12 protein-coding genes are annotated in these 14,589 nt (G+C 33.1%); 4 read left to right on the forward strand and 8 right to left on the reverse strand.

Annotated elements, in window-relative coordinates; genetic code table 11:
• Positions 1-21 precede the first annotated feature (21 nt).
• The 8 genes from pgi to uvrC all read right to left on the reverse strand — a co-directional run bounded on the left by pgi (position 22) and on the right by uvrC (position 11,553).
• Positions 22-1,641 (reverse strand): glucose-6-phosphate isomerase, encoded by a 1,620-nt coding sequence (gene pgi, locus ACYX4H_RS04450; protein WP_476238004.1) that lies wholly within the window; start codon positions 1,639-1,641, stop codon positions 22-24.
• Between the two features lie 3 nt (positions 1,642-1,644).
• Positions 1,645-2,964: a peptidoglycan DD-metalloendopeptidase family protein gene (locus tag ACYX4H_RS04455; RefSeq protein ID WP_476238005.1), complete on the reverse strand. Its 1,320-nt coding sequence runs from the start codon at positions 2,962-2,964 to the stop codon at positions 1,645-1,647.
• On the reverse strand, positions 2,922-3,845 hold the full coding sequence (locus ACYX4H_RS04460; RefSeq protein ID WP_476238006.1) for a tryptophan 2,3-dioxygenase family protein: 924 nt from the start codon (positions 3,843-3,845) through the stop codon (positions 2,922-2,924). Before ACYX4H_RS04460 ends, ACYX4H_RS04455 begins: the two co-directional genes overlap by 43 nt.
• A complete protein-coding gene (locus tag ACYX4H_RS04465) occupies positions 3,845-4,624 on the reverse strand; it encodes a DUF3108 domain-containing protein (protein WP_476238007.1) in 780 nt (259 codons plus the stop codon). Before ACYX4H_RS04465 ends, ACYX4H_RS04460 begins: the two co-directional genes overlap by 1 nt.
• Before the next feature lie 202 nt (positions 4,625-4,826).
• Positions 4,827-5,987 carry a 4-hydroxyphenylpyruvate dioxygenase gene (hppD, locus tag ACYX4H_RS04470; protein WP_476238008.1) on the reverse strand — a complete coding sequence of 387 codons (1,161 nt, stop codon included), beginning with the start codon at positions 5,985-5,987 and terminating at the stop codon, positions 4,827-4,829.
• A 112-nt stretch (positions 5,988-6,099) separates the two neighbouring features.
• The gene (locus tag ACYX4H_RS04475) at positions 6,100-7,257 is read right to left on the reverse strand and encodes a homogentisate 1,2-dioxygenase (protein WP_475296919.1); all 1,158 of its coding nucleotides are present in this window, start codon (positions 7,255-7,257) and stop codon (positions 6,100-6,102) included.
• Between the two features lie 209 nt (positions 7,258-7,466).
• Complete coding sequence (locus ACYX4H_RS04480; RefSeq protein ID WP_476238009.1) at positions 7,467-9,713, reverse strand: patatin-like phospholipase family protein; 2,247 nt, start codon at positions 9,711-9,713, stop codon at positions 7,467-7,469.
• Between the two features lie 43 nt (positions 9,714-9,756).
• Positions 9,757-11,553, reverse strand: a complete 1,797-nt coding sequence (gene uvrC, locus ACYX4H_RS04485; RefSeq protein ID WP_476238010.1) for an excinuclease ABC subunit UvrC — start codon at positions 11,551-11,553, stop codon at positions 9,757-9,759.
• A 101-nt stretch (positions 11,554-11,654) separates the two neighbouring features.
• Between uvrC and ACYX4H_RS04490 the strand changes: the two genes are divergently transcribed.
• The 4 genes from ACYX4H_RS04490 to ACYX4H_RS04505 are packed head-to-tail and all read left to right on the forward strand — an operon-like array spanning position 11,655 to position 14,505.
• Positions 11,655-12,080 (forward strand): ATP-dependent zinc protease family protein, encoded by a 426-nt coding sequence (locus ACYX4H_RS04490; RefSeq protein ID WP_475296921.1) that lies wholly within the window; start codon positions 11,655-11,657, stop codon positions 12,078-12,080.
• Positions 12,077-12,952, forward strand: a complete 876-nt coding sequence (gene rimK, locus ACYX4H_RS04495; protein ID WP_475296922.1) for a 30S ribosomal protein S6--L-glutamate ligase — start codon at positions 12,077-12,079, stop codon at positions 12,950-12,952. The genes ACYX4H_RS04490 and rimK overlap by 4 nt, the downstream gene beginning before the upstream one ends.
• A gap of 22 nt (positions 12,953-12,974) precedes the next feature.
• Complete coding sequence (locus ACYX4H_RS04500; protein WP_476238011.1) at positions 12,975-13,952, forward strand: succinylglutamate desuccinylase/aspartoacylase family protein; 978 nt, start codon at positions 12,975-12,977, stop codon at positions 13,950-13,952.
• Positions 13,939-14,505 (forward strand): 5-formyltetrahydrofolate cyclo-ligase, encoded by a 567-nt coding sequence (locus tag ACYX4H_RS04505; RefSeq protein WP_476238012.1) that lies wholly within the window; start codon positions 13,939-13,941, stop codon positions 14,503-14,505. The genes ACYX4H_RS04500 and ACYX4H_RS04505 overlap by 14 nt, the downstream gene beginning before the upstream one ends.
• The last annotated feature ends 84 nt before the right edge of the window (positions 14,506-14,589 follow it).

Genomic DNA, 14,589 nt, shown 5'->3' on the forward strand with positions numbered 1-14,589 from the left:
ATATTATGAGAATGTATTTTTTTACTTCATATTTTTGTAATATGTAAGTAAATTAACAGTTGAAGAATCATGATTGTTTGTTGCTAAATTGTTAAATTCATGTAAAATTTTTGTTGCCAGCTGTTTTCCAAGTTCAACTCCAAACTGATCGTAGCTAAAAATATTCCAAATAATACCTTGTACAAAAATCTTGTGTTCGTACATGGCTATTAGTTTCCCAAGACTTTTAGGTGTTAATTTTTCTACAAAAATTGAGTTAGTTGGTTTATTTCCTTCAAATATTTTGAATGGTAAAATAGTTTCTGAAGTTCCTTCTTCTATTACTTGTTCTTTTGTTTTACCATTAAGTAAAGCTTCGGTTTGTGCTAAAAAGTTTGATATTAATTTATCTTGATGATCTTGATTACCATGTAATGATTTTACAAACCCAATAAAATCGGCAGGTATTAGCTTGGTTCCTTGGTGAATTAGCTGAAAAAACGCGTGTTGCGAGTTTGTACCAGGTTCTCCCCAAATTAATGTACCTGTTTGGTAATCTATAAAATTACCATTTCTATCAACACTTTTTCCATTACTTTCCATAATGCCTTGTTGCAAATAGGTAGCAAACTGGTTTAAATACTGCGAATATGCAATTACAGCTTCACTTTCAGCTTTAAAAAAGTTATTATACCAAATACTTATTAAACCTAAAACCACCGGAATGTTTGATGCAAAATCTTCATTTTTAAAATGCTCATCCATTTCATGAGCTCCTTCTAATAAACTAGCGTAATTGTTATAACCAACAGCTAAACTTATTGAAAGCCCAACGGCGCTCCATAGTGAAAAACGTCCACCAACCCAATCCCACATTGGGAAAATATTTTCTGAAGCTATACCAAAACTTTTAACCGCTTCTAAATTTGTTGATACTGCTACAAAGTGTTTTGCTATATCATCTTGTGATGCCGATTGTAAAAACCATTCTTTTATGGTGTTAGCGTTTGATAAGGTTTCTTGTGTGGTAAACGTTTTTGAAACTATTACAAATAACGTAGTTTCAGGGTTTAATTTTTTAATTACTTCGTTTACATGATCACCATCAACATTACTTACAAAATAGGTTGTTAAATGGTTTTTATAATACTGAAGTGAATCTACAACCATGGCTGGCCCTAAATCTGATCCGCCAATACCAATATTTACAACATGTGTGAATGCTTTACCTGTATACCCTTTTTTTGAACCACTTACCACCTCATTGGTAAAAGCTTCTATTTTTTCTCTAACCTTATAAACTTCGGGTATTACATTAACACCATCAACATTTACAATGGCTGTTTTTGGAGCTCTTAAAGCAGTATGTAACACCGCTCTTCCTTCGGTTTTGTTAATTTTTTCTCCTGAAAACTGACTTTGTATTGCTTCCTTTAGTTTTACATCATCGGCTAATTCTAATAATAGTTTAAATGTTTCTTCTGTAATTCTGTTTTTTGAAACATCTACATAAAAGTCTTGCCATTTAATGGTAAATCTATCTGCTCTGTTTGCATCTTGAGCAAATAAATCTTTCATATGTAAATTTTCTACTTTATTAAAATGGTCTTGAAGCTTTTTCCAGGCTTGGGTTTGGGTTGGGTTAACTGTTGGTAGTGCCATGTGTTAATAATTCTGTGTAATTAAATTTTGGTTTTGGTTCAAATTTTCTTGAGACGCTTGGTTTTCAAAATGTATACTATCTAACTGCGCCTTAATTGGTTTTATAAACTCTAAATATTTTGTTTTTAAAGAATCTGATATTGGTTTAGCTTCGGGTAATTTTTGCTTAAACGGATCAACTTGTCTGCCATTTACCCAAAAACGGTAACACACGTGTGGTCCACCAGTATTACCCGTCATGCCAACCCAACCAATAACATCGCCTTGTTTTACAAACTGCCCTACTTTTACATTACGTTTTTTCATATGTAAATATTGGGTTTCAAAAGTGGCGTTGTGGCGTATTTTAACGTAATTTCCGTTTCCGCCTCTACGTTCAGATTTTGTTACTGTACCATTTGCAGTTGCCATAATGGGCGTGCCTATTGGCGCAGCAAAGTCTGTACCTTTGTGTGGGCGCACTTTAAAGCCATATACGGCAATTCTTCGTCTTAAATTATAGCGTGATGATATTCTGCTAAACTTAACTGGTGCTTTTAAAAATGCGCGACGTAAGTTTTTAGCGTCTTCATTAAAATAATCTATAATACCTTTAACAGAATCTGTTTCAAATTGAAAGGCGTAAAAAGGCTCTTTGTTATGCTCAAAAAAAGCCGCTTTTACATCGTGTATTCCGCCGTAAATAGTATCATCAATATATTTATCGGTATAAATAACTTTAAACCTATCGCCTTTTTGAAGCCTTCTAAAATCTATGGTCCATGCATAAATATTATCGGCCAGTTTATTAGTTAATACGGCGCTAACACCTTTTTCATCTAAAGTTTCAGAAATACTGCTGTTTATAACACCGGTTACTGTTTTTTCAATATATTTTATGGGCTTACGGCTTGTAAATGCATGAATAGAATCTTTAAAATTTATAACAACATATTCTTCTTTATTGGGTTGGTATATAAAAGATTCTGGCAACTCCAATGAGTCTTTTGAGCATAAAATGGTATAGGGTTTTCCTACTTGCAGTTTTCTAATATCAAAAGTGTCTTTTGCTTTTTCGGCAATGTGAAAAATTTTAGGATATCCAATATTGTTACGTTCTAGAATAACACCAAATGTATCGCCTCGTTTTATGGTATCTCTTTTTACAATGTAATCGTCTAGTTTAAAGCCAAATTCGTAAACATATTGTACTTCTTCAACCTCGGCAATATCTTCTTTTGTAACTTCTTTTGGCTCATTTTTGCAAGCATTTAAAATGAGTAATAATAAACATAATGATGTTAAATATTTGTTCCCCACGCTTCTATTTCTTTTGTTGTCCATAATTCTGGAAAAAATATTCTTTTTTGATACTTTGGATGCATGTATTTTACCCACTCACTACCGCCTGTAGCTTCGGCTGTTTTGCCTCCTATGTTTAAATAGTGACTTGCGGTATTGTAATGTGCCATTACCCATTTTACATTAACCGTAAAATCATAATGACGCATTGCCTCTACTAGTGCTTTATTTTGCTGAGAATTTTGGGGTAAACTTTTAAATTTAGACCAAAGATTGTTTGTTTTGTAAAATTTGCTAAATCTAAGAAACTCTTCTTTATATTGTTCTTCAAAAACTGTTAAAGTATAGGTTTTTTTTCCTGTTTTATAATCTTTACCTGCAGCTTGCCAGTATAAGTATTCAAAAGCATTTTCATAAGATGTTTCTGTATCAAAATCTGCTCTAAATCTTTTATCAATAAGATTAATAATTTCTGTTGAAGCAAACTCTATTTTACGGTATTGAGCACTTTGAAAACCACTTGCCGGAATTAATGTTTGCCTAAATTGGTTGTACTGTTCTATGCTCATGCCATCTTTCATAATGCTAAATGATGATGTAAGCACATCAAAATAACGGCTAATGCGCATTATTTTATCAGTAAAAACAGCTTCGGTTATTTGGTTGCTTTTTGCTACTTGCTCAATTTCAGTAAGTATCATTTTAAAGAGCAACTCGGTGATTTGATGGTACATTATAAATACCATTTCATCAGGAAAATTAGTACGTGGCAGTTGTAAATTTAAAAGCGCATCGGTATGTATATAATCCCAGTAAGTAATAGGTTTGCTGTGTAATAGACCTTCTAAATGATCATCTAAATCTTGGTCTATAGCCTTATATTTTTCATTAAGTTGGTTGGTAATATTTTTTTCTGAACCCATTAATTTTTTACTACTATATTGAAGGGATGCTTTAAACCCTTAAAAGCATCTAAATCTGCTCTTAATGATCCTACAGCCAAATCTGCTTTTATACGCAAAGGTACTTTATTTTTGTCTTTTGAAACCCAAAGTGTTAAACTTTCTTCCTCTTTAAACACACGACCTGCCATAACATAGGGCCTAAATTTTAGAGATTCAACCTCTCCAAAATCTGTATCTATAATTTCTTCGCCTAAATACTTTAATTTAAAACCATAGTTTTCTTTATCAAAAAACATATCAACCCTAACCTCATCACCTATTTTTAAGGTATCTGTTTTTAAATTATTTCTTAAGTAATAAAATGTTGATACCATATCTTGTATGTTTGGTCTGGTATCTAAAACATATTTTTTACTGTGTTTTTTATCGTTTACGTGTGCTTTATGGTTTACTTGGTCAAAGTCTATTTCAATATCTTTGGTATAGCCACCTTCATCAATATTTCTAACAAACTTGTAGGGTAGTAATGTTTTTTTATCAAAATAGCTTTCATATCTATCTTTTACCTTAAAAAACCATTTTATCATGCCGGTTGTCCAGCCTTTACCAACAACATGGTAAACATCTTTGTTATCTAGCTTAGTATCTATTACAGTAAGTGTGGCGTTACCTGCTTTTAAAAAATTACTATAACTCATTCTAAATTTAAACCACTCGCCATCACCAAATGACGATTCTTGCGCCTTTACCATTTGCAAACTGCATATTGTAATTATAATAAGTAGTATTTTTTTCATGATGACTGTGGGGTTATGTTATTAACTTTTTAAAGCATTTTTTATTGTTATATCTACTGAAATTACAATTACTATTCCAAAAATATAAAAAAAACAATACAGCTTGTTTTATGTAAGAAGTTCTTAACGATAATTTGTTACATAAAAAGCGCCTTCAATATATTTTTTGAAGGCGCTTTTTAAGGTATTTATTTTGAAAAATTTACAAAGTACCGCGTTTTGCTTGCTCTCTTTCAATAGACTCAAAGAGTGCTTTAAAGTTTCCTGCACCAAAACCACGTGCGCCCATGCGCTGAATAATTTCGAAAAACAAGGTTGGCCTATCTTGTACTGGTTTTGTAAAAATTTGAAGTAAGTAACCTTCTTCATCAGCATCAATCATGATTCCTAAACTTTTTAAGGTTTCAATATCTTCTCGTAACTCATGGTTGTGTGTTAGCAAACGCTCTGGTACAGCTTCATAATACGCATCGGGTGGTGTTGATAAAAACTCAACACCTCTTGCACGCATACCTTTTATGGTTTTAATAATATCATCTGTAGCCACGGCTATGTGTTGCACACCTGCGCTTTCATAGAAATCTAGGTATTCTTCAATTTGAGAACGTTTTTTTCCTTCGGCAGGCTCGTTAATTGGAAATTTTATACGTCCGTTACCATTACTCATAACTTTACTCATGAGTGCCGAATATTCTGTGTGTATTTGTTTATCATCAAATGATAAAAAGTTTTCAAACCCCATAACATCTTCATACCATTTAACCCAGGTATTCATTTGGCCCCAACCTACGTTACCAACCATGTGGTCTACGTATTTTAAACCCAACGGTTCTGGTTTATAATTAGACTCCCAGGCTACAAACCCTGGCATAAATACACCGTTGTAATTTTTACGCTCAACAAACATATGCACGGTTTCGCCATAGGTGTAAATACCTGCTTTTACAACCTCTCCATGTTCGTCTGTTTCTACATAAGGCTCAATGTATGATTTTGCGCCTCTGCTAGTTGTTTCTTCATAAGCTTTTCTGGCATCTTCTACCCAAAGCGCTATTACTTTCACACCATCGCCATGTTTTACAATATGCTCATTTATTGTGTTTTTAGAATTTAGTGGTGTGGTTAAAACTAAACGAATTTTATCTTGTTTTAACACATAAGACACCGTGTCTTTACTACCGGTTTCTAAACCTTTGTAGGCAAAAGATTGAAAACCAAATGCTGTTTTGTAATAATGCGCTGCTTGTTTTGCATTACCTACGTAAAGCTCAACATAATCTGTACCTAAAAGTGGCAAAAAATCTTGTGCGCCATCAAATATTTTTTCTAAACCGTAGTTTACTGATTCTATATGTTTACTCATAATTATTTATCTGTTTTTTGTTGATTTGTTTTTAGCCCCGATAGTAGCGGCATCCTTTTTTGAGGCACGAGAAAAAGATACAGCGGATAGCGGGAAATAGCTTCTAATAATTTTACTCTAACCATGATTTATGGTAGCTTTCATCGGCAATTTTCATGGCTTCTTCTGTTACCATTAAAGGTTTAAACGTATCAACCATAACGGCTAATTCTTCGGTTTTTTGTTTACCTATACTGCGCTCTGTGGCGCCTGGGTGTGGCCCATGCGGAATACCTGCCGGATGCAGTGAAATATGGCCGGCTTCTACATCATTTCTACTCATAAAATCGCCATCAACATAATACAACACCTCATCAGAATCTATGTTGCTATGGTTGTATGGTGCTGGAATTGACAGCGGATGATAGTCATACAAACGCGGTACAAAACTACACACCACAAAGGCATCTGTTTCAAAGGTTTGATGCACTGGTGGCGGTTGATGAATGCGGCCTGTTATAGGTTCAAAATCATGAATTGAAAAGGCGTACGGATAGTTGTAACCATCATACCCAACAACATCAAATGGGTGCGATGCGTAAACCATTTCTATAATATCACCTTGCTTTTTTACTTTTATTGTGAAATCTCCGTTTTCGTTGTAGGTTTCAAGCTCTTGTGGCCTGCGTATATCGCGCTCACAAAATGGCGCATGTTCTAGGAGTTGCCCAAACCAATTGCGGTAACGTTTGGGTGTGTAAATGGGGCGATGAGATTCTACAATGAAAAGTCTGTTATCTTCGGTATCAAAATCTATTTTATAAATTACTCCGCGTGGAATTAGCAAATAATCGCCGTACTTAAAATTTAAATTACCCAGCATAGTGCGTAATTTACCGGTGCCTTTGTGCACAAAAATAAGCTCATCTGCATCGGTATTTTTGTAGAAATAATTTTTGGTAGATTGTTTTGGTGCTGCTAACACGATAGCACAATCTGAATTAATTAATACGGTTTTACGGCTTTCTAAAAAATCGTTTTCAGGCGTTACTTGAAAACCTTTAAAACGGTATGATTTTATATTGTTTTTTAAAGCTATTTTAGGTGTTACACTGTATTGTTTTTTTATTGCTTTTACTTGTGTTGGGCGTTGCTCATGATAACTATTGGTTGACATACCATCAAAACCAATAGTACCAAAAAGCTGCTCATAATATAAACTGCCATCTGGTTTTTTAAATTGTATGTGACGTTTATGCGGAATGCTTCCTAATTTATGATAAAAAGGCATACTTTAATTTTTAAAATGTGAAAAAATTAGCGCTTGTTGGTTAACTGTAAATATTTAATTTTCAGTTACCTTTAAATATACAAAAAAGTGTGCTTATTCAGGATTTCTCTTGATAAGATAGTGTAGAAATTGTAATAAATCTTCAAAATAAAGTATCATACAATTACAAATATCGTAAAAAATATCGATATTTTTTTCATAATAATTAGTTAAAACCAAAAACCGAGCGTGAAATACCAAAAACCTTTGGTTTGCTCTGGCGAGTAACTGTACTTAACTTGTATTGGACCAACAAACGTATCAATAGCATAACCTAGAGCATAACCACGGTAATCTGGTAGTGTAAACCACTCGCCTGTATCAAAAATATCATCTTCAATATTTGCCCAATTAGCCTCTAAAGTTATGTGGTGCTTTTTTAGCCAATTATAATCTAAACCTGCGTAAGCTTTTACGTAACTATTTCCTGTTAAAGAAATAAAATCATACCCTAAAAACGGCACAAAATTGTTAATTAAATTATTGCCGTAACCACCCAAGGCAAAATCTAGCGTTTGGGTAGTTTTATCGCCTAATTTAAAGCCGCCTCCAGATTTTAAATTAACAGCCAATTTATCGGTTATACTAAAAGCATAGCCAATATCTGCTTTTGCAATACTAAAAGCGTCAAATGTTTTATTAAAATGTGATGCGTATAAATACCAGTGCAAATCGCCGTTAAAATACACCCCGTTTTTAGGGAAGTATTTATCATCATATGTGTCTAGTTTTAAATTACTGTATAAGCTAAAATAATCGGTATTTTCAAAAACAAACTCTTCATCTACATTGTTGGTTGCAATGTTTTCAGAAGTTATTTCTAATCGTTTATGTTCTGCACCAACACTTAAAGCAAAGTCTTTTCTAAAAAGTGTTTGTAAGTAAAATTGATTGGTTTGGTCTTGTAAGTCTACACCTATTTTATTTAAGCCCATAGCATCAATTTCAGTATCATTTAATAACAATGAAGCTGAAATATTTTTGTTAAAATGGTTAAAACTAGACCGCAAACCTATACTCCAATAAAAACCTTTATCAATTAAATAGTCAAATTTATACCTAATGTTATCACCTAAAACAAGATCAAAAACCGCTATATCATTATTAAAAAGTAACCGTTTTTTTGTAACGTTTAAAAGCGCCCCACTTTTGTATAAATTGTCATAATGCACACCAAACTTTAAAAATGTGGTGTTTTTGGTTTCTTTTACGTTGGCAAAAAAATCATAACCTTTTTTGTTTTTTGAGGTTTTTAATTGATATTCAAAAGCATCAAAATTATTGGTAGCTATAATATTATTTATACCATTTGTTAATCTTTTATAGCTAATTTTCTCAAAACTTTTAATTTTTAATTTTCCCTTTACATACGCACGGGTGTAATTGTTTAGGCCGTCAATTTTTATATTATTTATAAAAATACTGTCTTTAGCATGAGGTGTTATTTTTGCTTTTGAATATTGATTAGATTTTAAATTACCCAAAGCTTTTAGTTCATTTACTTTTTTATTGCCAGCTGTTTGCCCTCTGGCAATAATTTCTTTACCTGCATCAAAAGAAACTACGCTGTAATCTTTAATATCTGGTTTTATATAAATATTGGTTTTTTTACTTTTAACCTCCATGTCTTTAATGGTACGAAAGTTGTTTATTTGCAGCAACACATCTGGTGCAGATATTAATTGAGTTCTATCCATTAAACCATCTTGCACATCAACACCAATAATAACATCCATTCCTTTTGCTCTTAACTCATCAATTGGATAGTTATTAACCACACCGCCATCAATTAAAAGATTCTCATTTAAAGCTACTGGCTGAAACAAGGTTGGTAACGCGCCACTTGCCATAACACTTTGGGTAAGATTTCCGGTTTCTAACTGTATTTGCTTACCTGTTTCCATATTGGTTGCAATACAAAAAAACGGCACTGGCAGTTTGGTGAAATCTTCAATTTCATTGGTATGCAAATGCAACTTTAGCAATAAGTTATAGGCGTTTTGACCTCTTGAAAGCGCCGATGGTAGTTTGAGTTTAAAATCGTTAAAAGGTAATTTTATGGCGTATCGTTCATCATTATTACGTTCAAAAAAATCTTTAGATGCTCTTGGTAAATCATCGGTAATAATTTTATCAAAATCTGCTTCAACAAAAATAGAATCAAGCTGTTTACCCGAATAACCTGCCGCGTACAAAGAGCCAATAATAGCACCCATACTTGTACCTGCTACATAATCTATTTCTACTCCAAGGCTATCAATAACCTTTAACACACCTATGTGAGCCAAACCTTTTGCACCACCACCACTTAGCACTAAACCTATTTTAGGTTTTTTAGATTTTAGTGTATCTGTTTGCGCTTTCGCGGAAATAAAAGCGATTATAAATACGAATGATATGGCTAGTGTTCTTTTCAAGTGAGTAACATTTTATTTGCCTTATTGTAATGACAATTTTTAATTATTTCTTTTCATGATAGTAATTATACACTTTTTCAGCTCTTGAGTTGCCTATAACAACTTCAAGCTCATCTAACTTTGCGTTAGAAACACGTTTAGCCGATTTAAAATGTTTTAACAACTCAACAACTGTTTTTTCGCCAATACCAGGAATGGTTTCCAACTCTGTATTTAACGCATTTTTACTACGCCTATTTCTATGATGCTCAATACCAAAACGGTGTGCTTCATTACGTAATTGCTGAATTATTTTTAAGGTTTCGCTTTTTTTATCTAAATATAGTGGAATTGGGTCATTTGGATAAAACAATTCCTCTAAACGTTTTGCAATGCCAATAATAGCAATTTTACCACGCAGCCCTAAAACATCTAAGCTTTTTAATGCTGAAGAAAGCTGCCCCTTTCCGCCATCAATAATAATTAATTGCGGCAAAGGTTTATCTTCATCTAACAAACGTTTATAACGCCTGTAAACCACTTCTTCCATAGATGCAAAATCATCAGGCCCTTCAACGGTTTTTATATTAAAATGTCTGTAATCTTTTTTACTTGGTTTACCGTTTTTAAATACCACACATGCCGCCACGGGGTTTGTTCCTTGTATGTTTGAATTATCAAAACACTCAATATGCCGTGGTTCTTCATGTAAACGCAAATCGGCTTTCATTTGTGCCATAATGCGGTTTGCATGCCTATCTGGATCCACAATTTTATCTTGTTTAAAACGCTCCATACGGTAATACTTGGCATTGCGTAGTGATAAATCTAAAATATGCTTTTTATCACCAAGTTTTGGCACTGTAACCTTTATATTTTCGCCTAATTGCACTTTAAAAGGCACGTAAATTTCTTTTGATTTTGAATGAAAACGTTGCCTAATTTCGGTAATTGCTAAGGTTAGTAATTCTTCATCAGTTTCATCAAGCTTCTTTTTAATTTCTAATGTATGAGACCTAATTATTGAACCATAGGATAACTGCAAGAAATTAATATAACCGTAGGTTTCATCACTCATAATTGAAAACACATCAACATTGCTAATGTTAGGGTTTACAATAGTTGAGCGTGCTTGATAGTTTTCTAAAACTTCAATTTTTTCTTTTATTTTTTGAGCTTCTTCAAACAACATATCTTCAGCAAGTTGTTTCATTTGCTGTTTAAATTGTTGTAATGAATCTTTAAAATTGCCTTTTAAAATTTGCCTAATGGCTTTTATGTTTTCATTGTAAGCTTCTTCAGTTTCGTAACCTTCGCAAGCACCTTTACAGTTTTTTAAGTGATACTCTAAACACACTTTATATTTGCCTGCTTCAATTTTTGTTTCGGCCAAATCATAATTACATGTGCGTAACGGGTACAATCCTTTTATTAAATCTAGTAGTGTATGCACGGTTTTGCCACTTGTGTAAGGCCCAAAATATTCGCCGCCACCCTTAAAAACACGCCTTGTTGAAAATACACGTGGAAATCGTTCGTTTTTTATACAAATCCAAGGGTAAGATTTATCGTCTTTCAACAACACATTATAGCGTGGTTTATGCTTTTTAATTAAGTTGTTTTCTAACAGTAAGGCATCGGTTTCGGTTTCAACAACAATATGTTTTATACGTGCAATTTTTTTAACAAGCACACGTGTTTTGCCGCTATCATGAGTTTTTGTAAAATATGAACTTACGCGCTTTTTTAAATTTTTGGCTTTGCCTACATAAATAATGGTATCGTCTTTATCAAAGTACTGATAAACACCCGGTTGATTGGGCAGTGTTTGTAATTGTATTTCTAAAGCAGGCACTTCCATTATCTCAAAGGTAATTATTAAATATTTTATGGTTAAATTTTAATAAACTAAAAATTTGAATTAACTTATTTACTACATTGCGCCTCTTTTTAAAAAAGCAAATGAATAAAAAAACAATTGGAAGAATAGACAAAATAGATTTCCCAAAACTGGAACTCTACAACATTGATGTTAAGATAGATACAGGCGCGTACACTTCTGCAATTCATTGCTCTGAAATTATAGAAATAGACAACGCATTACTGTGTATTTTTAACAGCGATGTACACCAAAACTTTGGTAAAACCGAAATTATTTTTGATTCGTTTTCACTAACTAACGTAAAAAGTAGCAATGGCTACAAAGAAAATAGATACAAAGTAAAATCTGAAGTCATATTTTTTGGTAAAACTTATAAGATTAACTTAACTTTAAGCACCAGAGACGATATGAAATTTCCTGTTTTAATAGGCAGGCAATTTTTAAGCCATAAATTTATAGTTGATGTAGATTTAGAAAACGTTTCTTTTAACTCAAAAACACCATGAATATAGTAATACTGTCTAGAAACACCAACCTTTATTCTACAGAAAGACTTATTGAAGAAGGCGAAAAACGCGGACACCAAATTGAAGTTATTGATCCGCTTAAATGCGATTTAATAATTGAAAAACAAAAACCATCTATTTTTTACAAAGACAGGTATTTAGATTACGTTGATGCTATTATACCCAGAATTGGCGCATCTGTTACATTTTTTGGTTGTGCCGTTGTACGCCAGTTTGAAATGATGAATGTGTTTACCTCTGTAACCTCAGATGCTATTATTAGATCTAGAGACAAACTACGTAGTTTCCAAAGGCTATCAAAAGCAGGAATTGGCATGCCAAAAACAGTTTTTACTAATTACTCACGCGATATTGAAAAAGTGCTATCGCACGTTGGTGGCACTCCTGTAATTATAAAATTATTAGAAGGCACACAAGGTTTAGGTGTTGTTTTAGCCGAAACAAAAAACGCCGCAGAATCTGTTTTAGAAGCCTTTAACGGTTTGCAAGCACGCGCACTAGTACAAGAATTTATTGCTGAAGCAAAAGGCGCCGATATTAGAGCGCTGGTTGTTGATGGCCATGTGGTTGGCGCCATGAAACGCCAAGGTAAAGAAGGCGAATTTAGATCTAACCTACACAGAGGCGGCAGCGCCGAAATTATAAAACTTAACGAGGCTGAGATTAAAGTTGCCATGAATGCTGCCCGTGCATTAAAACTGCCTGTTTGCGGTGTAGATATTTTACAATCTGCACGCGGGCCATTACTTTTAGAAGTAAACTCTACACCCGGTTTAGAAGGCATTGAAACCGCTACAGGTAAAAACATAGCAAAAAGCATTATTACGTATATTGAACGCAACAAACATTAAGTTTTTTAAATGACGATGATTTATGACTTTAGAAAAAAAAACGCTTACCATTTTAAATGAAACCATTGCCCCAGGCGAAAGTAAAGAAGTAAATTTTGATGTTGCCAACTTACACACCAGTACTCCTGTAAATGTTCCTATTATTATTGAACGCTCAAAACGTGTTGGCCCAACAGTATTATTTACCGCAGGCATACACGGTGATGAAGTAAATGGTATTGAAATTGTACGCCAAATTATTGCCAAAGGCATTAACAAACCTAAAATTGGCACCATTATTTGCATACCAGTAATTAACATTTTTGGCTTTTTAAACTTAACCCGTGAATTTCCAGATGGCAGAGACTTAAACCGTATGTTTCCTGGTAGCCCAAAAGGCTCATTAGCTAGCAGAGTTGCTCATAAATTAGTTACTGAAATTATACCGCATGTAGATTACATTATGGATTTTCACACAGGTGGTTCAGGTAGATTTAATGCACCCCAAATTAGAATTATTGAAGGTGAAAATGAGCTTAAACAACTTGCTAAAATATTTGGCGCTCCCTTTGTTTTGTATTCAAAAAACTTAAATAAATCCTTTAGAAACACTTGTTTCAAACTAAATAAACCGCTTTTACTTTTTGAAGGAGGCAAATCTGTACATATTGACGATGTAGTTACAAACTCTGGTGTTAATGGCGCTAAACGTGTATTGAAACATTTGGGTATGTTAAACGTATCTTTTAAAGCTTCAACCCCAAAAAAAGACTGTGTTTTTATTAAAGACAGTAAATGGGTTAGAGCCAAATTTTCGGGTATGTTTAAAGCCAGTGCTAAAATAAATTCAAAAGTTCAAAAAGGAGATCTATTAGGTAACATTACAGACCCTTATGGTAAACTTAATTTTTTTGTAAAAGCACCTAATACCGGTTATATAATTAATGTAAACGAATCGCCTATTGTATATCAAGGTGATGCGCTTTTTCATATAAGTACAAAATTAAATGACAAAAGCTGAACTACGCAAAAAATACAAAACGCTTCGCAATAATTTATCACAAAATGATATTGAAACATTTAGCATTGCCATTGCTAATAATGCAATAAAAATACCTATTTGGCAATATAAATTCTATCATATTTTTTTACCTATTGAAGAACAAAAAGAAATAAATACCGAATTTATTTTAAGCATTTTAGCTGGTAAAGACAAAAACATTGTGGTACCAAAAAGTCATTTTGATACTGGTGAAATGACACATTTTTTATTAACTGATAGCACAACCATTAAAAAAAACCATTACAACATACCCGAGCCTGTTGATGGTATTGAAATTGATGCCAATAACATTGATGTAGTTTTTATACCTTTATTAGCTTTTGATGAACAAGGCCATAGAGTTGGTTATGGAAAAGGGTTTTATGATACGTTTTTAGCCAAATGTAAACCGGAAACAATAAAAATTGGACTCTCTTTTTTTGATGCTGAAGCTCAAATTGAAGACACCTTTCCAACAGATGTTAAACTAGACTTTTGTGTTACCAAAACGCACATCTATACGTTTAAATGATGTTTTTAATCGATAAAATGCGTTTTTATTTGTTTACAAAGCTTTTTTTTTAGTATGTTTACAATAAGTTACTCTCATTTCTCT

The organism is Seonamhaeicola sp. ABD4_340, from assembly GCF_056312135.1.

What these genes read in the sequence shown, in the direction of transcription:
- pgi (WP_476238004.1), bottom strand. Translation starts at nt 1,641, where the DNA reads ATGGCACTACCAACAGTTAACCCAACCCAAACCCAAGCCTGGAAAAAG.
- ACYX4H_RS04455 (WP_476238005.1), bottom strand. Translation starts at nt 2,964, where the DNA reads ATGGACAACAAAAGAAATAGAAGCGTGGGGAACAAATATTTAACATCA.
- ACYX4H_RS04460 (WP_476238006.1), bottom strand. Translation starts at nt 3,845, where the DNA reads ATGGGTTCAGAAAAAAATATTACCAACCAACTTAATGAAAAATATAAG.
- ACYX4H_RS04465 (WP_476238007.1), bottom strand. Translation starts at nt 4,624, where the DNA reads ATGAAAAAAATACTACTTATTATAATTACAATATGCAGTTTGCAAATG.
- hppD (WP_476238008.1), bottom strand. Translation starts at nt 5,987, where the DNA reads ATGAGTAAACATATAGAATCAGTAAACTACGGTTTAGAAAAAATATTT.
- ACYX4H_RS04475 (WP_475296919.1), bottom strand. Translation starts at nt 7,257, where the DNA reads ATGCCTTTTTATCATAAATTAGGAAGCATTCCGCATAAACGTCACATA.
- uvrC (WP_476238010.1), bottom strand. Translation starts at nt 11,553, where the DNA reads ATGGAAGTGCCTGCTTTAGAAATACAATTACAAACACTGCCCAATCAA.
- ACYX4H_RS04490 (WP_475296921.1), top strand. Translation starts at nt 11,655, where the DNA reads ATGAATAAAAAAACAATTGGAAGAATAGACAAAATAGATTTCCCAAAA.
- rimK (WP_475296922.1), top strand. Translation starts at nt 12,077, where the DNA reads ATGAATATAGTAATACTGTCTAGAAACACCAACCTTTATTCTACAGAA.
- ACYX4H_RS04500 (WP_476238011.1), top strand. Translation starts at nt 12,975, where the DNA reads ATGACTTTAGAAAAAAAAACGCTTACCATTTTAAATGAAACCATTGCC.
- ACYX4H_RS04505 (WP_476238012.1), top strand. Translation starts at nt 13,939, where the DNA reads ATGACAAAAGCTGAACTACGCAAAAAATACAAAACGCTTCGCAATAAT.